Source organism: Bacillus sp. PAMC28571, assembly GCF_014250435.1.
GTDB classification, from domain to species: Bacteria; Bacillota; Bacilli; order Bacillales; family Bacillaceae; genus Bacillus; species Bacillus safensis.
Genome location: NZ_CP060191.1, coordinates 2119536 through 2139919, shown reverse-complemented (window position 1 = coordinate 2139919; position 20384 = coordinate 2119536). Strand labels below are relative to the sequence as shown.

The 20384-nt window shown below is 41.0% G+C and carries 23 protein-coding genes; 16 read left to right on the top strand and 7 right to left on the bottom strand.

Going from position 1 to position 20384, the window contains the following annotated elements; translation table 11 throughout:
- The first annotated feature begins 97 nt into the window (after nt 1–97).
- Nucleotides 98–928, top strand: coding sequence for a manganese catalase (locus H7F25_RS10800; RefSeq protein ID WP_185853712.1), 831 nt, complete (start codon nt 98–100; stop codon nt 926–928).
- Nucleotides 929–963: 35 nt separating this feature from the next.
- Here the strand turns inward: H7F25_RS10800 and H7F25_RS10795 are convergent, their stop codons facing one another.
- Genes H7F25_RS10795 through H7F25_RS10780 form a run of 4 tightly spaced genes read right to left on the bottom strand, consistent with a single transcriptional unit; the run spans nt 964 to nt 4006 of the window.
- The gene (locus H7F25_RS10795; RefSeq protein WP_025092843.1) at nt 964–1677 is read right to left on the bottom strand and encodes an amino acid ABC transporter permease; all 714 of its coding nucleotides are present in this window, start codon (nt 1675–1677) and stop codon (nt 964–966) included.
- Between the two features lie 12 nt (nt 1678–1689).
- On the bottom strand, nt 1690–2388 hold the full coding sequence (locus H7F25_RS10790) for an amino acid ABC transporter permease (protein ID WP_185853711.1): 699 nt from the start codon (nt 2386–2388) through the stop codon (nt 1690–1692).
- Entirely contained in the window at nt 2385–3245 is an 861-nt protein-coding gene (locus H7F25_RS10785) for an amino acid ABC transporter substrate-binding protein (RefSeq protein WP_185853710.1), read from the bottom strand. Before H7F25_RS10785 ends, H7F25_RS10790 begins: the two co-directional genes overlap by 4 nt.
- Entirely contained in the window at nt 3242–4006 is a 765-nt protein-coding gene (locus tag H7F25_RS10780) for an amino acid ABC transporter ATP-binding protein (RefSeq protein ID WP_185853709.1), read from the bottom strand. The genes H7F25_RS10785 and H7F25_RS10780 overlap by 4 nt, the downstream gene beginning before the upstream one ends.
- Before the next feature lie 144 nt (nt 4007–4150).
- On the opposite strand from H7F25_RS10780, the gene H7F25_RS10775 reads away from it, so the two are divergent.
- Entirely contained in the window at nt 4151–5314 is a 1164-nt protein-coding gene (locus tag H7F25_RS10775) for an acyl-CoA dehydrogenase family protein (RefSeq protein ID WP_185853708.1), read from the top strand.
- 170 nt (nt 5315–5484) lie between these two features.
- A complete protein-coding gene (blaBPU, locus tag H7F25_RS10770; protein WP_232624210.1) occupies nt 5485–6228 on the top strand; it encodes a BPU family class D beta-lactamase in 744 nt (247 codons plus the stop codon).
- Nucleotides 6229–6248: 20 nt separating this feature from the next.
- Here the strand turns inward: blaBPU and cyoE are convergent, their stop codons facing one another.
- The gene (gene cyoE / locus H7F25_RS10765) at nt 6249–7154 is read right to left on the bottom strand and encodes a heme o synthase (protein ID WP_103131916.1); all 906 of its coding nucleotides are present in this window, start codon (nt 7152–7154) and stop codon (nt 6249–6251) included.
- Nucleotides 7155–7283: 129 nt separating this feature from the next.
- Here cyoE and H7F25_RS10760 point away from each other — a divergent pair, with 129 nt between their 5' ends.
- From H7F25_RS10760 to H7F25_RS10725, 9 genes are all read left to right on the top strand, one after another.
- Nucleotides 7284–7886: a TetR/AcrR family transcriptional regulator gene (locus H7F25_RS10760; protein ID WP_185853707.1), complete on the top strand. Its 603-nt coding sequence runs from the start codon at nt 7284–7286 to the stop codon at nt 7884–7886.
- A gap of 64 nt (nt 7887–7950) precedes the next feature.
- On the top strand, nt 7951–8295 hold the full coding sequence (locus H7F25_RS19340; protein ID WP_226340818.1) for a hypothetical protein: 345 nt from the start codon (nt 7951–7953) through the stop codon (nt 8293–8295).
- 20 nt (nt 8296–8315) lie between these two features.
- The gene (locus H7F25_RS19335) at nt 8316–8603 is read left to right on the top strand and encodes a hypothetical protein (RefSeq protein ID WP_240503393.1); all 288 of its coding nucleotides are present in this window, start codon (nt 8316–8318) and stop codon (nt 8601–8603) included.
- Between the two features lie 527 nt (nt 8604–9130).
- A complete protein-coding gene (locus H7F25_RS10750) occupies nt 9131–9493 on the top strand; it encodes a YxiJ family protein (protein WP_185853706.1) in 363 nt (120 codons plus the stop codon).
- 213 nt (nt 9494–9706) lie between these two features.
- Nucleotides 9707–10576: an alpha/beta hydrolase gene (locus H7F25_RS10745; protein ID WP_073206409.1), complete on the top strand. Its 870-nt coding sequence runs from the start codon at nt 9707–9709 to the stop codon at nt 10574–10576.
- A 72-nt stretch (nt 10577–10648) separates the two neighbouring features.
- Nucleotides 10649–11005: a transcriptional activator HxlR gene (locus H7F25_RS10740; RefSeq protein WP_029708013.1), complete on the top strand. Its 357-nt coding sequence runs from the start codon at nt 10649–10651 to the stop codon at nt 11003–11005.
- Nucleotides 11006–11244: 239 nt separating this feature from the next.
- The gene (gene hxlA, locus H7F25_RS10735; RefSeq protein ID WP_024423080.1) at nt 11245–11877 is read left to right on the top strand and encodes a 3-hexulose-6-phosphate synthase; all 633 of its coding nucleotides are present in this window, start codon (nt 11245–11247) and stop codon (nt 11875–11877) included.
- Nucleotides 11874–12431: a 6-phospho-3-hexuloisomerase gene (gene hxlB / locus H7F25_RS10730; protein ID WP_024423079.1), complete on the top strand. Its 558-nt coding sequence runs from the start codon at nt 11874–11876 to the stop codon at nt 12429–12431. Before hxlA ends, hxlB begins: the two co-directional genes overlap by 4 nt.
- 140 nt (nt 12432–12571) lie before the next feature.
- Nucleotides 12572–13297 (top strand): DsbA family oxidoreductase, encoded by a 726-nt coding sequence (locus H7F25_RS10725; RefSeq protein ID WP_185853705.1) that lies wholly within the window; start codon nt 12572–12574, stop codon nt 13295–13297.
- A gap of 144 nt (nt 13298–13441) precedes the next feature.
- Here H7F25_RS10725 and H7F25_RS10720 read toward each other — a convergent pair whose 3' ends face one another.
- Nucleotides 13442–14530 carry a GntR family transcriptional regulator gene (locus H7F25_RS10720; RefSeq protein ID WP_034622791.1) on the bottom strand — a complete coding sequence of 363 codons (1089 nt, stop codon included), beginning with the start codon at nt 14528–14530 and terminating at the stop codon, nt 13442–13444.
- A 273-nt stretch (nt 14531–14803) separates the two neighbouring features.
- On the opposite strand from H7F25_RS10720, the gene H7F25_RS10715 reads away from it, so the two are divergent.
- The 4 genes from H7F25_RS10715 (at nt 14804) to H7F25_RS10700 (ending at nt 19988) form a co-directional block, all read left to right on the top strand.
- A complete protein-coding gene (locus tag H7F25_RS10715; RefSeq protein ID WP_185853704.1) occupies nt 14804–16429 on the top strand; it encodes a xylulokinase in 1626 nt (541 codons plus the stop codon).
- The gene (locus tag H7F25_RS10710) at nt 16423–17127 is read left to right on the top strand and encodes an L-ribulose-5-phosphate 4-epimerase (protein WP_122631122.1); all 705 of its coding nucleotides are present in this window, start codon (nt 16423–16425) and stop codon (nt 17125–17127) included. Before H7F25_RS10715 ends, H7F25_RS10710 begins: the two co-directional genes overlap by 7 nt.
- 17 nt (nt 17128–17144) lie before the next feature.
- A complete protein-coding gene (araA, locus tag H7F25_RS10705; protein WP_185853703.1) occupies nt 17145–18566 on the top strand; it encodes an L-arabinose isomerase in 1422 nt (473 codons plus the stop codon).
- A gap of 81 nt (nt 18567–18647) precedes the next feature.
- A complete protein-coding gene (locus H7F25_RS10700) occupies nt 18648–19988 on the top strand; it encodes a sugar porter family MFS transporter (protein ID WP_034280034.1) in 1341 nt (446 codons plus the stop codon).
- A gap of 40 nt (nt 19989–20028) precedes the next feature.
- Here the strand turns inward: H7F25_RS10700 and H7F25_RS10695 are convergent, their stop codons facing one another.
- Nucleotides 20029–20241 carry a hypothetical protein gene (locus H7F25_RS10695; protein ID WP_024427922.1) on the bottom strand — a complete coding sequence of 71 codons (213 nt, stop codon included), beginning with the start codon at nt 20239–20241 and terminating at the stop codon, nt 20029–20031.
- Nucleotides 20242–20384 lie beyond the last annotated feature (143 nt).

The window sequence follows — 20384 nt, the reverse complement described above, 5'->3', positions numbered from 1 at the left end:
CGTTCTCTTTTTTTATGTATTCAGATCTTTTTCATAAAGGGAGCTGCGGTCGAATAGTGATAAGTGAAAAGATGTTTTTGATAAGGGAGATGACATCATGTTTTATCACATCAAAGAATTGCAATATGAAGCAAAGCCCTCAAAGCCTGATCCGGTGTATGCAAAGAAATTACAAGAAGTATTAGGCGGTCAATATGGTGAAATCAGTGTAATGATGCAATATTTATTTCAAGGCTTTAATTGCCGGGCAGACCAAAAATATAGAGATCTGTTATTTGATGTTGGAACCGAGGAAATTGGTCATGTCGAAATGCTGGCGACAATGATCGCACGTCTACTTGATAAAGCACCGGTAAAAGAACAGGAACAGGCGTATCAAAGTGATCCAGCACTTGCAGCTGTTATGGGCGGAATGAATCCGCAGCATGCAATTGTTGCCGGTTTAGGGGCGATGGCAGCGGATAGTCAAGGGTATCCTTGGAATGCCAAGTATATCATTGCAAGCGGAAATTTAATGGCTGATTTCAGGGCCAATTTAAATGCAGAATCACAGGGCCGTCTTCAGGTGACAAGACTTTACGAAATGACAGATGACCGCGGCGTCAAAGATATGCTCTCCTTCCTCATTGCTCGTGATACATACCATCAAAATATGTGGCTTGCTGCAATTAAAGAATTAGAAGAGCGAGAAGGGGATGTCGTCGTACCAACCACCTTCCCTCGTTCACTAGAAAAACAGCAAGTATCCTATGACTTGTTTAACTTCTCAAGAGGGGAAGAAAGTAAGCAAGGCAGATGGGCACATGGCCGCAGCATGGATGGAAAAGGAGAGTTCAGATACATTTCTGCACCTGTCGTGTTCGGCTCTGCACCAAAGCTCAAACCCGCACCAAAAGAACTGTTTAACACACCAAAAAAGGGTGAATAAAAAAGTCGATCAGGTTTTTGTGCCTGATCGACTTTTTAACGTCCGAGAGTTCTTCCGTATACGCTGACACGTTTCTCTAATAATGCAAAGGCTAATTCAAAGACAATGCTCAGCAGCCAATAGATCAAAGCAGAGACGAGATAAGTTTCTAAAAACTGATAGCCGTCATTTGCAATGATCCGGGAAATACCCATGATTTCGAGTACCCCAATTGTAAACGCAAGAGATGTCGCTTTTAATAACTGAACGAGCTGATTGCCTAGGTTTGGTAAGGCCACAACAAATGCCTGCGGCAAAATAATGCGTATCATCGCCTGACGTGTGGTCATACCTACAATTTTTGCCGCTTCAAGCTGCCCTTTGTCTACTGCCAGAAGTGCACTTCGGACCACCTCTGTTAAATGAGCGGCTGAATGCAGGCTGAAGGTAATAAGAGCCACAGCTAAAGGGGAGACCATATCCGGATGAAAGGTCAGTCCGAATGTGCCGTTCATACTGGTTAGAAGAAAAGGGAGCCCATAAAAGAAAGCGAACAGTTGAACAATAAGCGGCGTTCCTCTAAAAAAGGAGACGTAGAGCGTAACGAGCTGTCTGAGTACAGGGATGCGAAAGAGGCGAATGAAAGCAAAAACAGATCCGATCACAAGACTCACAGCCATGGAAACAAGAGCAATTAATAAGGTGAAAGGAACACCTTTTAGAATATGTGGTACTTGGTCAATCGCAAATGGAATATCAATGGTTTGCATCAAATCGCCTCCTTAACGTGACAGACTGGTACGGCCTTTTACGAATTTCTTTTCAAGCAGCATGGTGACTAGTTCAATGCTCATACAAATGAGCCAGTACACAATCGCAATGATCACATACACTTCAAACATGCCGATTCCATAGTTATTTCCTAAGATGATCTTCACCTGTCCCATAATATCGATGAGTCCGATCGTGAAGGCAATCGCCGTGTCTTTCACAAGATCAATGGTGTAATTTCCGAGGTTTGGCAGGGCAATGAGAAAGGCCTGCGGGATAATGATCCTGATCAAGGCCTGTGTATCTGTCATCCCCACAATGTAGGCGGCTTCCAGCTGATCCTTCCCAACAGACGAATACGCACTGCGAAAAACTTCAGATAAATAAGCCCCCGTATGTAAAGAGAACGTCATCATCACAAATAACACACGATCCCAATGATTGATTTGAATTCCTGCCACAAGTAAAAGCTGAGGAAGTCCAAAATAAATTAAGAATAACTGAACAATTAATGGCGTACTTCGTGTAAAAGATAAATAGATAACATCCAATTGCTTCAGCACTGGGATTTGTTTTATACGAATGCATGCAAATAAGAGCCCTATTATGATGGCGAAAAACAATGACACCGCAATAATGAGAAAAGTGAGTGGCAGGCGTTCAAGCACCTGTAAAAAAATTCGCAGCCAATCTCCAGCTGTAAACGTCATGACGCTTCCTTCCTTTCTTCATATTGATAGCCTTGCTCTGAGATGTAGTCAATATCTTGAAAGAAATCAACCCCAAACCACTTTTTCGCAATCTTAGGCAATGTTCCATCATCAATCATCTCTTGTGTAACCCGGTCCAAATCTGCTGCAAGCTGCTTCTCACTTGGCTGTAAGACAAGATAGATCGGCTCCTTTGACACAATCCCGCCCACTTTGACCTTCAGGTTCAGATGCTTTTGAATGGTATCGAAGGTCGATATATTCATAAAAGCCGCATCGGATCGTCCGCTTTCAACGCGCTTTAAGTTGAGTTCATTTGAAGGGCTTTCAATGGTTGTCAAAGGAATATCTGGATCATGTTCTTCATTATATTGATTTAAAATGGAACGTAATCCACCGCTAGGACTGACAGGAGCCAGCTTTTTAGATGTCATATCGTCAAGCGATTGAATATCCCGGTTTGATTCATTCACAATTAATCCTGTCATCGAATAGCCGTATGGAACTTGAGGGTAAAGAAACCGTTTTTCACGTTCAGGGTTACTGAAAAACCAATTAGCTGCCATTTCAAACTTCCCTGCGCCAACACCAATTAAATTGGATTCTTCCTCGCCAAATATGTAATCAAAATGTATGTGTGGGAGTCTTTTTTTCACTTCATTTAAATAATCAATGTTATAGCCAATCGGTTCGTTTTGGTCATTTGTGGCTAAAAAGGGTGGATTGACCTCTGCGCTCAGTGCGACTTTTACAATTTGTTTTCCATCATCTGTTGTTGTTTTCACACTGCTGCAGCCAATCAGAGAGAGGAGAATCAGAAGGACACCAGCTGTCATGAATGCTGTCTTTTGCTTCATATGTCTTCCTCCGATCCTTGCCACATTCCGCGATGAATCCTGGATAAAAATTGTTTTGTTCGTTCATGCTGAGGCTTCAAGAGGACGTCTTCTGGTGAGCCTTTTTCAACGATTTCTCCATCTGCCATAAAGATCACCGTATCCGCTACGTCTTTTGCAAACGAAATTTCATGCGTCACAATGACCATCGTCATCCCTTGGCTCGCAATATCTTTGATCATTTCAAGGATTTCTCCGACCATCTCTGGGTCCAGTGCGGACGTTGGTTCATCAAACAAAAGCACCGCAGGATTCATCGCAAGAGCGCGGGCAATTCCAATCCGCTGCTGCTGACCGCCAGATAATTCACTTGGAAATGCATCCTTTTTATTTAGCAGTCCAATCCGCGATAAAAATTGCTCTCCAACCTTTTCTGCTTCTTTCTTAGACATGTTTTGGGACACAATCAATCCCTCTGTAATATTTTCAAGTGCTCGTTTATTTTGAAACAAATGATAATGCTGAAATACCATGGAAGATTGCTGCCTTAGTTTTAAAAGATCTTTTTTATGATATCGTTCAAATTGAATCGTGGCTTCTCCAACAGTCAGCTCTCCTTTGTCTGGAATATCGAGGCTGTTTAAACTGCGGAGAAGTGTTGTTTTTCCTGATCCGCTCGGTCCAATAATTGCGACCACTTCACCTTCTTGTACGGTGATATCAATGCCTTTTAACACATGGGTCTGCCCATAAGATTTATGTAGATTAGTAGCTGAGATCATAAAAGCATCACGTTCCTTTGACAGATGTACTTAATATTGATAAAATTTAACACATTAAATCCTATAAGTAAAGTGTGTTTTATTTATTCCGATTGGAAAAATGAGATATCATAGATTGTGAGAAACAGAGGAGTTGGATACGTTTTGTCTAAAGCATTATTTGTCGATACCGATTTTCAAAAAACATGGCTCAATCAGCTGGAATCTCTTCGTGAAACGATCGAACAAAACGCAAAAAAACATGATGAAGGCGCTTATTTTCCTAAACAGAATATCGAATCATTAGTAAACATGGGATATACAACCCTGTCTCTTCCCGCTGAATATGGAGGCGGGGGTCAATCTGTAACGGATATGGTTCTATTTCAAGAAACGCTTGGCAGCATGGACGGAGCGACTGCCTTATCAATTGGCTGGCACCAAGGAGTTGTTGGTGAAATTTATGAAAAGAAACTATGGAATGAGAAGCAGCTGCAATTCTTTGCGGAAGAAGTGAAGAAGGGCGCCCTTGTCAACCGCGCTGTAAGTGAGGCGCAGACAGGCAGTCCAACAAGAGGCGGGAAGCCTGGGACAACAGCGATGAAATCAGGTGATCGCTGGGTGATCAACGGACGTAAAATTTTCACTACGATGTCACCAGCTCTCACATACTTTTTAGTCGGCGTATGGATTGAAGAAAAAGAGGCGATGGGCTTCTTCTTAATTCACCGTGATACAGAAGGTGTTTCTATAGAAGAAACATGGGATGTTGTTGGCATGAGAGGAACAGAAAGCCATGATTTAATCTTAGATCAAGTTGTGGTTTCAGATGACATGCTTGTTGAAGTGCAAAAAGGACCTCGGGGCGGTACGTTAAACCCTTGGATCGCACATATCCCTTCCTGTTATTTGGGGATTGCGCAAGCGGCAAGAGATTATGCAGTTCAGTATGCCATCACCCATTCACCGAACAGTATCAGCGGAACGATTAGCGAACTGCCAAATGTCCAAACACTGATTGGCGAAATTGATTTGCTATTAAAGCAAGCACGCCACGTCATGTATTCAACGACAACATTGTATGAAAAGCCTGAGAAAAGAGCACTGTTAATCAATGAATTCGGTGCTGTGAAGCATACAGTCGTTAATCATAGTCTGCAAGTGGTTGATAAAGCCATGCGTTTAGTCGGTGCAAAAAGCTTGAGCCTTGGCTGTCCGCTTCAGCGTTACTATCGAGATATTCGTGCTGGGCTCCATAACCCGCCAATGGATGATATGACGATTTCAAAAATCGCGAGGCAGGCCATAGAAGAGAAAAAAGAAAGCTAATCTGATCAGAAAGCCGGATGAAACCGGCTTTTTTTATTTGGCAGAAAAGAGGACAAGCGTACCTTATGTCTCATCACTCAGGCATGCTACAATCGATACAAATCATAGGAAAAGGAGCGGTTTCTTTGAAGAAAAAGCATATAAAATGGCTGTTTTCAGGCTTCATGTTGATGGCACTTTGTATCGGCCAACCTTCATCAAGTGAGGGAACATCACCAGCTTGGTCAGTAGATGAATTCATGAAAGACCGGGAAGGCACATTTGTCATCCAAGAAGTAAAAGAAAAATCGCCATGGGTGTATAACAAAAAAAGAGCGAACAAGCGCTTTGCCCCACAATCGACATTTAAAGTGGCAAATGCCCTCATCGGACTCCAAACAGGCGCAGTGAGAGATGAATATGACATCAAATATTGGGACGGAGTAAATAGAGAAATTGATAACTGGAATAAGGATCATACACTGGGCTCTGGTATGAGAGATTCAGTCGTCTGGTACTATCAAGCCATGGCGCGTGACATCGGAGAAGAACGCATGAATCATTGGGTGAAAGCCATTCATTATGGGAATGAAGACATATCTGGCGGAATCGATCAATTTTGGTTAAGTAGTTCATTGCGCATTTCTCCAGTAGAACAAGTCCATTTCCTTAAACGGTTATATGAAGAAAGTCTTCCATTTGACCTATCTGTCATGAGAAAGGTCAAACGAATGATGATCCAAGAAGAAGAGAAACATGCCACCCTATACGGAAAAACAGGCTCCGGCTCAGGCATCGGCTGGTACGCAGGCTTCATCAAACATGAAAACAAAACCTACATCTTCGCCACAAATATCGAAGGCACCGGTCTAGAAGCAAAAGAAATCACCTATCGTATTTTGAAAAAATATCATTTGATTGAAGCATCCGTTTAGGATGTTTTTGTTTTCATAAATCAAAAAATTTGACGAGTAAGAGTATAGATAATGATAGTTGAATAAAGAGTTGTCATATAAATTAGTGAATAGACAAACATAAATGATGCCCACTTCTCGGAATTCATTCGCTTGTAACCAATAATACTTAAACAAATCCATATAAGGCCTAAGAAAAAAGACAAAATCACAAGCCCTATGCTTAAAGAACGGAAAAGAAAACTGCTTAAGGTAATTGCTAAGATATAAAGATTCGTTTGCAAGTATGTTCTTTTCATTCCTTTTACAACAGGTAACATGGGAATGTTTGCTGCCTTGTATTCATTTTGCTTTCTAATAGCTATTGAGTAAAAATGCGGCATCTGCCAAATAATTGTAATGAAAAATAACCCCAGAATAGCTGGGTGTGAGATGTCTGGTGAAATAGCCGTCCAACCAATGAGAGGCGGCATTGCCCCAGAAATGCTACCAATTTCTGTGTTGTAAACGGTTTTTCTTTTACTCCACATTGTATAAGGGAAAATATAAAAAAGTAAACCAATCAATCCTATAATAGCTGCTACATAGGTTGTAAATGCTAAAAAAACCAATCCTAAAATAGACATTAAGATACTAAGCCATAGAACTTTTTTAAGATTGACTTCTTCTGTTACAGTAGGTCTGTTTTTTGTTCTATTCATCACGGAATCTATGTCCCTATCATACAAATTGTTTAAAGCTCCAGCAGCACCAATTAATAAAATTGAACCTGCAAATGCAAATAGTATCTCAATAGATTTATGAAGGATGTCAATTTGATAAGTGTATAATGCCAAGGTTAAGCCAGCACACATTGGGATTAAATTTGATTTAATGATTCCTGATTTAACTGTTTGAGCTATTATGTCCATTTTGGTTTTGTGAATTTTTTTCCCCATCTTTCGCATTGTTTTGCTCCTTTTTAATAGCGATTAATTATTTATGCTGTACAGCAAGATATATACCTTGTTGAACTTATATACTAATTGGTATATTAATTCTATATGGCGTGATTGTCAATATAAGGAGGTTAAGGAATGATTATACAAAGAAAAAGGCAAAGTGAAAGGAAAGATGAAACACGAAAATTACTCATAAATTCAGCAGTTGAGAATTTCGCCAAGTATGGTTTTCATGGGGTCTCCATTGATAAATTGGCAGAATGTGCGGGATTTAGCAAAGGGGCCTTTTATGCGCATTTTCATTCAAAGGAAGAGATCTTTTTGGCTCTATTGGAACAACAAATGCAATTACATGTAGAAAAAATCAATGCTTTATTAGCAGAACAGCCTTCTCTTTTGCACTTTCCTGAAAAAATGAATCAACAGTCTATTCAAAGACGTGAAGAAAATCGGACGTGGAGCCTGCTAAATATGGAATTTCTTTTGTATTCAATGAGAAATGAGGAAGCAAGGCGTCAGTGGTCAAATATGATCTTACAATCGGTAAAACAAATCTCTCAATCCATTGAGAATTTAATAAATAAAGAGAACCTTACATCTACTCTTTCATCTGAGGAAATGGCATGGACAATTCTTTCATTGGAAAATGGAATAGCAATATTTCACTTTATTAGTCAAGACCATATACCACATGATTTATTAGAAAAATCTTTAAAAAGAATAATTTCCTCTAAATAGAAATTAAATTTCCTTAGTTTGAATGTGGTGGAGATAGTGATTCTAGAAAGGGGGATTTTAAGAAGTGTATTTGGAAAATTTACAATTAATGTCAGATGACGATCGTGGAATTTTAGCTAGCCAATCCCTTTGTATTACTGAAATGTTTTTATACGAATTAGAAAAGAAATTTCAAACGAAAGATTGTGAGGCTATTGTTTTGATTTGTGGATCTTTTAAAGACTACAAATTAATTAGTACTTCAAAAGATGAACCTGACATCTTATTTTTAAAAAATACGTACGAGCTGGAAGTACCCTTTAGTTATAGTGAATTTGAAAATGCAACCAATAAGAAAAAAATCTTAGCTGATACTTTGGAAAAATCGTTGCTATATCTGTGTGAATTAAAAAATGGGATAGTCAGCTAGTCAAAGCTACATTTAAGAAAATGAAAGAGAAGGAATATAAATCGGAAATTAAAGGCAAAACAAAACTGAGTACCGATAAAAAAAAGAAAGCTTACCCACTTATTGAATTAGATTTAAAGCAGTTTACTCTTTATCTTGTAGTTGAAGACAATAAAAGAAATATCTTAGATAAAAAATTAATTGCTGAAACCGATACCTACTTAGAAGAAATTTCGTATCATATGCGAGAGTTTAAGTGGCTAACGGATAATGAAGTGGCACTTTTCAAACGTGCACATAAAACAGTTTATACAAGTATACGATTATAGGAAAGACCGTGTAGAAGTCGAGGGGAAAATTCAGGGTGTAATTGTGAAAAATACAAATAAGTATTATTGGAAATGTGCCTTATATTATGATATTCAATATAAGGCATATTTTTAGTTAATCAATTAAAGAAATAAATGATAACCAATGATGAATGTAATTCTAGGAGGTTACTGAGCATGTCTCTTTATGGTCTTAGAGGTTACTGATCCAAAAATGACTAAATTTTTTAACCTGATGGTAGATTTAGCAAATACACTATTGAAAGCATTTTTTCTTTATATTTTAAAGGTATGTTAATGGAGGAAATTATCAAATATAAATTCTATAGTTCGCTCAAATATTGGAGAAAATATAAGAAAAAGTTGATTTTTCGTCATTCTGTTTTAGAGAGAAGGTAATTAATGTAAATTAAAAAAGAACTGGAATCAACAATACATTTGAATGTAAACTAACGATATTCATACTTTATAAAAAAAATTGAAAGACTGATTATCTTAAAAGCATTGAGAGAAAGGTGTAAAGATCCATGAACATCAGCCAAGATAAAACAGCATTAATCAATGATTTGAAGCAGCGCTATCAATATTGTTTTCATTCAGATTACCCTGAAGAGATCCTATCTTTTGAGGAGGAAACTGGTCTGTGGTCCGATGATTTTTATGAATTTTTCACTCTTGTGACAGGCAGCTTAAGTTATGTGATCGATCATAAACGCATACCAAAAAAACAGTTAAACGTGCTGCGTCAGTCATTTGAAGAGCAATACCCTCAAATCAAATCATTTCAACACATCCTTGAATCGTATCCTTTATTACATTCCTATATTCAGTACCATGAAGAAACAAGAAAACGAATCATTGCATTTATAAGCTATGACATTGATTTTTAGATGGAAAAATCCAGAATCTAATTCCCGATTTCGATGTCAACCCTTTAGAGCAAATCAATGAATTTCACCACTTTAAGGAGTATAATAAATATTACGACTTGACCAATTGTTTTGCACGTGCACATCCCATATGAATTTAGTATTGATTGAATCGTGCTAGTTTCTCTACATATCTGCTACTCATGCTCCCCCATCCCAACACAGAAAGGTGCAATGACATTGAATCGAATCATGAAATGGCTCTTATTTGTGGCGGTCATCGCTGGTTTATTGGTATGCGCATTCTTTGTGTTCCGTTTCAACCAGCCTAAGCCGACAACCAATATCCATTATGCAGACACACAAAATAAACAGCAAACACTCGATATGTACATGCCAAAGGGCAAAGATGAAGACAAAAAGAAGAAGCATCCTGTGATGATCTATCTCCATGGCGGAGGCTGGACAGGCGGCGATAAGAATAGAGTCGCTTCAAAGGCTGATTATTTTACAGGTCAAGGGTATGTGTTTGTTTCGATGAATTACAGGCTTCACCCTGATGCTAATTACGAGCAGATGGCAGATGATACAGCAAACGCCATTAAATGGGTGAAGGATCATGCGGATGAATATCAAATTGATTCATCAAAAATCAATGTCATGGGTCACTCAGCGGGCGGTCATTTGACGGCGCTGGTTGCCACAGATTCGACCTACTTAAAACGTGTGGGGCTGTCGCCAAAAGCGATCAATTCCATCGTGATTTTAGATGGGCCGTTAAACCTCAATCAATTTATACAAGCCATCCCATCGTACAAAAAAGTCTTTGGCAAACAAGAGAAGAACTGGACAAAGGCATCACCTGTCACTTATATGAATCAAGCGAATGTACCGCCTGTCTATTTGGTGACGGGCTGGGAAAATCCTGAGGTGTACCGATTTGCAGAAAAACTAAATCATGATAAAGGCTCTCGGTTTGTTTTTCGGGTTCATACGCTAAGCCATAGTGACCTGAACAAATGGTTTGGATCAGACAGAGCGCCAAAAGAAGCACAAAAAATGACAGAGGCTGTGATGGCTTTTGTCAAAAAACAAAATCAATAACGAAGACCGTATGCTCGGGCAATTCTTTTTGCCGCAGTATAATGATAAAGTGGTTTGAAATTAAAGGAGTGTATGTTGTTGTCATCACGAATGGAAAATAAAGTGTTCAACTGCGAAAAAGAGCTGACGCTGAATATTATCGGCGGTAAGTGGAAAATGCTGATTTTATGGCATCTAGGCAGAGAAGGGACAAAACGTTTTGGTGAGTTAAAGTCGTTAATGCCTGGGATTACGCAAAGAATGCTTGTCAATCAGCTAAGAGAATTAGAGGAAGATCACATTGTGCACCGGGAGGTTTATCCTGTCGTCCCGCCAAAGGTTGAGTATTCTCTCACAGAACTAGGAGAAAGCTTAATGCCGATTTTAGAGGCGATGTATGATTGGGGAAAACAATATCTCGACAGCAATTTCTTAAAAGATGATAAATAGAAAGATGACCGATTGTAGGCAAAGGGCTAAAATAACTTTATTTTAGCCCTTTGCCTTTACCCTGAGATACTGGCCAAAAGACAGTATCTTTTTTGTAACCATATGCGGAAAAGTATAGTATGTAAAAAAAAAGTGCGTACTTGGATTGCGTTATTCCTGTTGTTATACTCATTTCATCGTTCAAGATGCATCATCCGCGGAGCTCTTGAAGATGAGATGATAAACGGGAGTGAAAGTTGATGAAATTACAATTAGCATTAGATTTAGTGAATATACCAGAAGCGATTGAGCTGATCAAAGAAGTAGAAGCATCCATTGATGTGGTCGAAATTGGGACACCTGTTGTGATTAACGAAGGGCTTCGTGCTGTAAAAGAAGTCAAGCAGGCTTTTCCGAATTTACGTGTACTCGCTGATCTGAAAATTATGGATGCTGCCGGTTATGAAGTGCAGCAGGCCTCCGAAGCAGGAGCAGATATCGTCACCATTCTTGCAGCGGCAGAAGATATGTCCATTCAAGGAGCGGTGAAAGAAGCGAAAGCAAGAGGAAAACAAATTCTAGTTGATATGATTGGTATCAAAGATATCGCAGGCCGTGCAAAAGAGCTGGATGCGCTTGGAGTCGATTACATTTGTGTGCATACAGGCTATGATCTGCAAGCGGTTGGTCAAAACTCATTTGCCGATCTTATGACGATTAAACAAGTTGTCAAGCAGGCAAAAACAGCGATTGCAGGTGGAATTAAGCTTGATACGTTACCTGAAGTCGTGAAATTAAACCCTGATTTAATCATTGTAGGCGGCGGTATCGCAAGCCAGGACAATAAAGCAGAAGTGGCTGCACAAATGAAGCAGCTGATCGCACAATCATGAAAACCAGCGACTATGTGAAAGCCATTTTAAATGAGCTTTCTGATCATTCGTCTGCCATTCAAGACGAACAAGCAGAGCGCCTGGTCACAAGTATTTTATCTGCACAAAAAGTCTTTGTGACAGGTGCAGGCAGATCTGGCTTGATGGGAAAATCGTTTGCGATGAGACTTACGCATATTGGCGTCAAGGCATATGTAATTGGAGAAACGAATACGCCTTCCTTTACAGAAGAGGATCTTTTGATTGTGGGGAGCGGCTCTGGCCGTACAGAGTCTTTACTGGTCCTTGCAAAAAAGGCAAAAGCAATTGGCGGAAAAGTGGCAGCGTTCACGCTTTCTGCTGAGTCACCTTTAGCTGATCTATCGGATGAAGTCATCTTATTGTCGGGTGCACCGAAGGATCAACAGGATGGAAACCATCATACCATTCAGCCAATGGGTTCACTATTTGAGCAGTCGCTTCTTCTGACATACGATGCGGTCATTTTAAGGTTAATGGAAATAAAAGAGCTCGACACACATACAATGTACGGTCACCATGCAAATTTAGAATAGTCATTTTCAAAGCCTTTCCTTTCTTAGAAGGAGAGGCTTTTTCATTTCAACCAAGATCAGAATCTTGACATCTTCTATTTGGTGTAACTATAATTGTTACATCGTTGAAGAAAAAGCGTAAACACGGAAGGAAGATGAACATGAAAGTACAAATTTGGTCAGATATCGCCTGTCCTTTTTGTTATATAGGAAAAAAACAGCTGGAAACAGCGCTAGAACAATTCCCAGAGAAGGATCAGGTAGAGATAGAGTTTAAAAGCTTTGAGCTTGATCCCCACGCACCTGTTGATGTCGATCATGACGTTCATGATATGCTCGTCAAAAAATATGGCATGAGCCGCAGCCAGGCCATGGCGATGAATGAGCAGGTGAAGCAGGCCGGCAAAGAGAAAGGAATCGATTTTCAATTTGATCCGCTCGTGTTGACAAACACCTTTGATGCTCATCGATTGGCACAATATGCTGGTCAAATGGGGAAAGGCGATTTCGTTATGGGAGAGCTGTTTCAAGCGTATTTTACAGATGGAAAGCATGTTGGGGACCGTCAAACCCTTTTAGAGATTGCAGAAAAAGCAGGTCTTGATGTGAAGGAAGTACAGCAAGTTTTGGGCAGCGAAGCATTTGGCGATCATGTCCGAAAAGATGAACAAGAAGCGAGACAGCTTGGGATCAATGCTGTTCCGTTTTTCTTGATCAATGACAAGTATTCAGTTGCAGGTGCGCAGCCAGCCGATACGTTCCTGGGTGCACTTGAAACAGCTTGGAAAGAGGAAGCAGCTCAAGCAGAGAAAGCTCCTGACAATGCGTTTGAAGCGGCATGTGCAGATGACGTATGTGCGGTGCCTTCCCCTAAAGAAGAGGCGTAATAGATATGTTCCCTATCTTTTTATAAGATGGGGATTTTTATTGTTTAAGGATGAGGGGAAACCCATGTCTTTCATTTCAGCGATCCGACCCATTCACGCCTTATGCTGGAATCTAAAATAAAATGAGCCACTTGGAGTAGGGGCTCATTTTATTCGTTTGATCGTTTCACCTGGAACCAATTCAGGCTCGTAAAACGTTTGATCAGGGAGATTCTTTTTTCCTTGTACTTTTTTAATCATCCAGTCTGCTGCATCACGGCCCATTTGCTCCTGTGGATGGGTCAGTGTTGTCAGCTTCACATGGGCATTTTTCTGGGCGATATACGAATTATCCTGTCCAATAATCGAGAGATCATCTGGAATGGACAGCCCGATTTCGCTGCATACATTGGCGACTTCTAATCCCACCTCATCGTTATAGCAAACAAGGGCAGTCAGCTCATGCTGGTGCGCCATTAGAAATGTGTTAATTTGCTCCCCCAAATGCTGCTTTGATTCTGTATCGAAAAAGAGCACATGCTCAGGCAGGAAATTAAGCTTAGCTTCACCTAGCGCTTGAATATAGCCCTTCATCCGATATTTTCCCTGTAAATCATCTGTTTTTGAAATAAGCCCAATTTGTTGATGGCCCGAGGTGATCAGCTCTTTTGTGGCTAAATAGCTGGATTTTACATCATCCAAACAGAGAAAAGGAACCTCTAACTGCTCATAATAGGCATTGATCATAATGAGCGGTACATCCTGTTCTTTAAAGGATAAGTAGTACGAAATGTTTGGGTTATATAAATTGCTTTTCGTCGGCTCGACAATAAGTCCGTCCACACCAAACGACAGCATCATTTCCAGCGCTTTTTTCTCCTGTTCAACATCGTTATTTGTGCTTGCCAGCAATAAAGAATAGTTCTCTTCGTTTAATCGGCTTTCAATGCCTCGAATGATAGAAGGGAAAATGTAATCGGATATGTATGTTGTAATGACCCCAATCGTTTTCATATGTGCATGTCCCGCAGGTTTTGTTTGATATTGATTGGTTACAAATGTGCCTGAACCTTTTTCGCTGCGCAAAAATCCTTCGCTGGACAATTCCAAGATGGCTTTTCGAACTGTATGTCTGCTTACTTGATACATGTCTTGCAGGCTTGATTCGGTTGGAATACGCTCCCCGATCCGATAATCCCCTGTGAGTATTTTGCTTTTTATATCATCAATAATGATCTGGTACTTCTTTTTCATCGTTTCACTTCTTTCTCAGTTGATCATCTACTCGGATTGAGAAGAAATTGTATGGACATATTTTAACATGGTTGTCGGATCAAAAACAGGCGCTTCCCTTTTCTGTTATGACCCCTTCAGAAAAAATGAAAGTTTTTGTCGCATTATGTATGTACAACTATATTTATTATTGACATATGTACGTACAAATATTATATTGTGATTGTACCAGAGAATCAATGAATCTCGAAAAAGAAAATTGAAACCGCTATCAAAAATGGGGGTGAACGTAGAGTGGATCACAAAGAGACGGCCAAAGCCTTGAAAGAAGGACGGACATCTTTAGGCATTGAATTTGGTTCAACACGAATTAAAGCAATTTTAATAGATGAGGAATTTCAGCCAATTGCACAAGGTGCATATGAATGGGAAAGTTTTCTCCAGGATGGAATATGGACGTATAACTTAATTGATATCATTACAGGTCTGCAAGTGGCGTATCGAGAGATGAAAGAACAGGCCGAGCAAAAGTATGGTGTGACCATTCAAACCATTGGCTCAATCGGGGTATCAGCGATGATGCATGGCTATGTGGCATGTGATCATACAGGAGAGGTTCTCGTTCCGTTCCGAACATGGCGGAATGCAACGACCATCGAGGCGAGTCAAAAGCTGACAGACGTATTTCAATTTCATATTCCAGAAAGATGGAGCATTGCCCATTTGTATCAAGCGGTATTAGAAGATGAAAAACATCTATCCCGATTAGAATATATGACCACTTTGTCAGGATATATTCACTGGCTGTTAACCGGAAAGCAGGCCATTGGTATTGGCGATGCGTCAGGGATGTTTCCGATTGATGAACAAACGAAGGACTACAATGAAGAAATGCTCCAGCAATTTGAAGCATTGATTGCAGAAAAAGGCTATCCGTGGAAGCTTCGCCACATTCTGCCGCGTGTCTATTTAGCAGGTGAAGAAGCTGGCGTGTTAACGGCAGCAGGGGCAGCCATTTTGGATCAAGGAAAACATTTGCAGCCAGGCATTCCATTTTGCCCGCCGGAAGGTGACGCTGGAACGGGCATGGTGGCGACAAACAGTGTAGAAAGACGGACAGGGAATATTTCTGTTGGGACGTCGGTTTTTGCCATGCTTGTGCTGGATCAGGATCTAAAAGGTGTGTATCCAGAAGTAGACATGGTCACGACGCCGGATGGACTGCCAGTTGCCATGGTTCATGCAAATAACTGTACAAGTGACCTAAACGCTTGGATGAATATATTCAGAGAGGCATTTGAAGCACTTGGCCTGCAAGTGGAGTCAGAAAGGTTATACGAATCCTTATTGCAGCAAGCTTTAGAAGCAGATCGAGATGGCGGCGGACTCTTAAGCTATGGCTATTACTCTGGTGAAAATATTACGAGACTGCCAGAAGGAAGACCTCTTTTTGTCAGGTCTCCTGAAAGCCGCTTTAATCTTGCTAATTTCATGCGCACCCATTTGTTCTCTGCTTTTGGTGCTATGAAAATAGGCATGGACCGATTAAAGGAACAGGAACATGTATTGATTGACCGCTTACTAGGGCATGGGGGATTATTTAAAACACCGCTCGTTGGACAAAAAATGGTTGCCGCAGCGCTGAATACACCTGTATCAGTCGTTTCAACAGCTGGAGAAGGCGGTGCGTTTGGGATGGCTGTCCTTGCTTCATATATGGTCCATCATCAGCAGCAAACATTGGCTGAATTTCTCACCCATCGCGTATTTGCCCATACATCAGAAGAGCTCATGGAGCCCGATCCACTCGATGTCAAAGGCTTTGACGAATTTTTAAAGCGCTATCAAAATGGGCTTGCGATTGAAGAAGCGGCGGTAGCACATCTGATGCCAACGAAAGGAGTGACGACGGTATGCTAGATCGCTTAAAAGAAGAAGTGTATCAAGCAAATTTAGATTTGCCAAAATACGGACTTGTGAAATTTACATGGGGTAATGTCAGTGCATGTGATCGTGACAGTGGTTTGTTTGTGATTAAGCCGAGCGGCATAGCGTATGACCAACTATCAGCAAAAGATATGGTCGTGGTGAACTTTGATGGTGAAGTGGTGGAAGGAGAATTGAGTCCTTCGTCAGATACAGCTACACATGCAGTTCTTTACAAATACTTTGAGGAAATTGGCGGCATTTCACATAGCCATTCCATGTGGGCAACCGTTTGGGCGCAGGCAGGACTTGATTTACCAGCAATGGGCACAACACATGCCGATACATTTTACGGTGCCGTTCCGTGCGCTCGTTTTCTAACAGAAGAAGAAGTCAATCGGGGTTATGAGGTAGAAACGGGCAAGCTGATCATCGAAACGTTTGAGAAAAGAAACCTAGATGTGATGGCGGTGCCGGGTGTATTGCTTCAAGGGCATGGTCCATTTACGTGGGGGAAAGATGCAAAAAGTGCGGTCACAAACAGTGTGATTTTAGATGAAGTCGCCAAAATGAATCTTTTTGCCAAGCAATTGAACGAATTTGCGGAGCCATTGCCGCAGCGAATTTTAGATAAACATTACTTAAGAAAACATGGAAAGCATGCGTATTACGGACAAAAACCTTCAACATAAAGAAACGAGGGATATCTATGTTAACAAGTCAGAAAAAAGAGTTTTGGTTTATCGTTGGGTCACAGCATTTATATGGTGATGAAGCACTGCAAAAAGTAAAAGCAGATGCACAAAAGATGACGGATGCTTTAAATGAGAGCGGTTTACTTCCTTATCCCGTGATCTTGCAAAACCTGGCTGTCAGCGCCGATCAAATCACAAAGCTCATGAAAGAGGTCAATTATCGCGATGAAGTTGTCGGCGTGATGACGTGGATGCATACATTTTCTCCAGCAAAAATGTGGATACGCGGCACCAGTCTTTTACAAAAGCCTCTTTTGCACCTTGTCACACAATATTATGAAAAGATTCCGTGGGACACGATCGACATGGACTATATGAATCTCCATCAATCCGCACATGGAGACAGAGAATATGGTTATATCAATGCACGTTTAAATAAACAAAACCAAATTGTGACCGGTCATTGGTCAAAGCCGGAAGTGCAGCAGCAAATTGCTGATTGGATGGACGTTGCGGCTGCCTATCATGAGAGCTTTCACATCAAAGTAGCCCGGTTTGGTGACAACATGCGGCATGTGGCTGTGACAGAAGGCGATAAAATCGAAGCGCAGATTCAATTAGGATGGACTGTTGACTACTTTGGAATAGGCGATCTCGTCGAATATGTAAATGCAGTAGAAGACGAAGAGGTAGATGCATTATTTGCTGAGTATTTAACGCAATATGATGTGAATTATGGAACGTATTCAGTTGAAGAGTGGGAAAAAAGTGTCAAGGTGCAGGCGCGATATGAGATCGCCATCAAACGTTTCTTAGATGAAGGCGGCTATCATGCCTTTACAACAAACTTTGAAGACTTACATGGGATGAAGCAGCTGCCTGGACTTGCGGTACAGCGGCTGATGGCAAAGGGATACGGCTTTGCGGGGGAAGGTGATTGGAAAACGGCTGCACTGGACCGATTATTAAAAGTGATGAGTCATCATCAATCCACTGGTTTTATGGAGGACTACACGTATGAAATGACGTCTGGAGAGGAAGCAGTGCTCCAATCTCATATGCTGGAAGTAGATCCAGCGCTCGCCCATACAAAACCTGTCATTGTCGTGTCTCCACTTGGGATCGGAAACCGGGAAGATCCAGCGCGTCTTGTGTTTGATGGAAAAGCAGGCGAGGGTGTCGTTGTCTCCATTGCGGATTTTGGAACACATTTTAAATGGCTCATACAAGAAGTCGAAGCCTTTGAGCCAGAGGAAGCAGCACCTCATTTACCAGTTGCGCGTGTATTGTGGAAAATCAAACCGAATTTTCAGGATGGCGTCAAAGCATGGATTAAAGAAGGCGGAGGCCACCATACAGTCGTGTCTCTCAATTTAACGGTTGATCAAATTGTTCACTTTGCAAAGCTTGTCGATGCAGAATATGTGGTTTTATAGAATGGGGAAAGGTCTTCTATTGGTTACAGTAGATGCACTGGGTGAAATGAAAGCGGTTAATTAAGTGAGGGGGTCATCCACTTGGAGAAAAAAGTGTCAAGCAAATTTATCTTCTTTTTCGGGTCTTTTGCAGGCATCTTATTTGGATATGATATTGGTATTATTGCAGGGGCGGAAGGACATATTCAGGAAGAATTTCAGCTCAGCCCATTATGGCTTGGAATCGTTGTCTCTTCATTAATGGGCGGCGCCATCATTGGCTCCATCTTAAGCGGTCTTTTAGGGGATAAATTTGGCCGCAGAAAACTCATTTTGGTCTCATCCGTGATCTTTTTTGTCGGGGCGATCGGATCAGCTGTCGCACCAGAAGAGATTTCACTCACCATCGCTCGAATCTTTTTAGGGACAGCAGTAGGAACAGCCTCATCATTGGTTCCGGCTTACATGTCTGAAATCGCTCCTGCTAAAATCCGCGGGAAATTATCTGGACTCAATCAGCTCATGATTGTAACTGGACTCTTGCTCAGCTATATTGTTGCATTTGTGTTTGAGCCCATCCCAGACAGCTGGCGCTGGATGCTGGGAAGTGCCGCTTTATTTGCGATCGTGCTTTATATTGGGATGCTGAAGCTTCCTGAATCTCCGAGATATTTGATTAAACACGGCATGGCTCATAAAGCACGGGAAGTATTAGGATCACTGCGTTCTTCCCGTGAAGAAATCGAATCAGAAATGCAGGAAATTTTAGAAGTCGCCAAAGAAGAACGCTCGGGGATTCGTGAATTGTTTCAAAAGAAATTCAGAATGGCTCTTTTCATTGGGGTTGGAATGGCAACCCTTCAGCAAATTCAAGGCGCGAACTCCATTGTCTATTATGCAACGAGTATCGCTCGGAATGTAGGGCTTGCACCTCAGGTTGCCGCAGGTTTTACAGTCATTGTCGGTGTCATTTTTGTCGTCACGACCGTGATCTTTTTACAATTTGTTGACCGCTTCGACCGCCGAACGATTCTCACCGTAGGAGGATCGGGCATGGCTCTTTCTTTCTTTGCTCCCGCCGCATTAGGGGCACTTGGCGTCAGTGAAGGAATTTTAAACTGGGTAACATTGATTTCACTTTGCTGCTTTATTTTGTGCTATGCCTTCTCGTGGGCACCGATCACCTGGATCATCATCGGCGAAATCTTCCCGCTTTCTGTCAGAGGCATCGGAGCAGGTATCTCTTCTGCCTTTAACTGGACCGGATCGTTAGCAGTTGGACTCGTTTTCCCTATTCTGGCTGATCAATTCAGCTTTGGGGTCATTTTCTCCTCATTCGGAGTCATCTGCTTAATCGGGCTGTTATTCACCCGATTTGTGCTAGTCGAGACAAAGGGAAGAAGCTTAGAGCAAATCGAAACCGATATGGCTGCACGTGTATAAATAAAGAAAACCATCTATCCCATGTGGGTAGATGGTTTTTTTACTCAAGCGTCTGTTTGAGCTCATTTGGCAGTAAATCAATCAATTGATCATAGGAAGACAAATCCAGCACTTCAAGCAGCGCGTAATATTTCGCATAGATTTCACTCAGCTGATCAGGATGGTTTGTTTGATATTGATTCAGATGTAATTGAGTTAGTTCAAGTGCAATGTCTAGCTTGTTTCGTTCAAATGGCTGTGTCGTGTTGATCATATCGTTCACCTCTTATTTGATAATGAGTGGAAAAAATGCATTGAATAAAAAGAGCTGATGTTTTGTTTTCATGAATGTTCTTTCTTCTTAATGTACCATTTGTATAATATGTTAAAATTGTCCTTGAAAGAGAAAAATAGATA

Coding starts and splice junctions, on each gene's coding strand:
- H7F25_RS10790 (WP_185853711.1), bottom strand. CDS start 2,388: ATGACGTTTACAGCTGGAGATTGGCTGCGAATTTTTTTACAGGTGCTT.
- H7F25_RS10695 (WP_024427922.1), bottom strand. CDS start 20,241: ATGATCAACACGACACAGCCATTTGAACGAAACAAGCTAGACATTGCA.
- H7F25_RS10750 (WP_185853706.1), top strand. CDS start 9,131: ATGAACATCAGCCAAGATAAAACAGCATTAATCAATGATTTGAAGCAG.
- H7F25_RS10720 (WP_034622791.1), bottom strand. CDS start 14,530: ATGAAAAAGAAGTACCAGATCATTATTGATGATATAAAAAGCAAAATA.
- H7F25_RS10800 (WP_185853712.1), top strand. CDS start 98: ATGTTTTATCACATCAAAGAATTGCAATATGAAGCAAAGCCCTCAAAG.
- blaBPU (WP_232624210.1), top strand. CDS start 5,485: ATGGCACTTTGTATCGGCCAACCTTCATCAAGTGAGGGAACATCACCA.
- H7F25_RS10795 (WP_025092843.1), bottom strand. CDS start 1,677: ATGCAAACCATTGATATTCCATTTGCGATTGACCAAGTACCACATATT.
- cyoE (WP_103131916.1), bottom strand. CDS start 7,154: ATGCGAAAGATGGGGAAAAAAATTCACAAAACCAAAATGGACATAATA.
- H7F25_RS10745 (WP_073206409.1), top strand. CDS start 9,707: ATGACATTGAATCGAATCATGAAATGGCTCTTATTTGTGGCGGTCATC.
- H7F25_RS10760 (WP_185853707.1), top strand. CDS start 7,284: ATGATTATACAAAGAAAAAGGCAAAGTGAAAGGAAAGATGAAACACGA.
- H7F25_RS19335 (WP_240503393.1), top strand. CDS start 8,316: ATGAAAGAGAAGGAATATAAATCGGAAATTAAAGGCAAAACAAAACTG.
- araA (WP_185853703.1), top strand. CDS start 17,145: ATGTTAACAAGTCAGAAAAAAGAGTTTTGGTTTATCGTTGGGTCACAG.
- H7F25_RS10710 (WP_122631122.1), top strand. CDS start 16,423: ATGCTAGATCGCTTAAAAGAAGAAGTGTATCAAGCAAATTTAGATTTG.
- H7F25_RS10785 (WP_185853710.1), bottom strand. CDS start 3,245: ATGAAGCAAAAGACAGCATTCATGACAGCTGGTGTCCTTCTGATTCTC.
- H7F25_RS10740 (WP_029708013.1), top strand. CDS start 10,649: ATGTTGTTGTCATCACGAATGGAAAATAAAGTGTTCAACTGCGAAAAA.
- hxlB (WP_024423079.1), top strand. CDS start 11,874: ATGAAAACCAGCGACTATGTGAAAGCCATTTTAAATGAGCTTTCTGAT.
- H7F25_RS10780 (WP_185853709.1), bottom strand. CDS start 4,006: ATGATCTCAGCTACTAATCTACATAAATCTTATGGGCAGACCCATGTG.
- hxlA (WP_024423080.1), top strand. CDS start 11,245: ATGAAATTACAATTAGCATTAGATTTAGTGAATATACCAGAAGCGATT.
- H7F25_RS10725 (WP_185853705.1), top strand. CDS start 12,572: ATGAAAGTACAAATTTGGTCAGATATCGCCTGTCCTTTTTGTTATATA.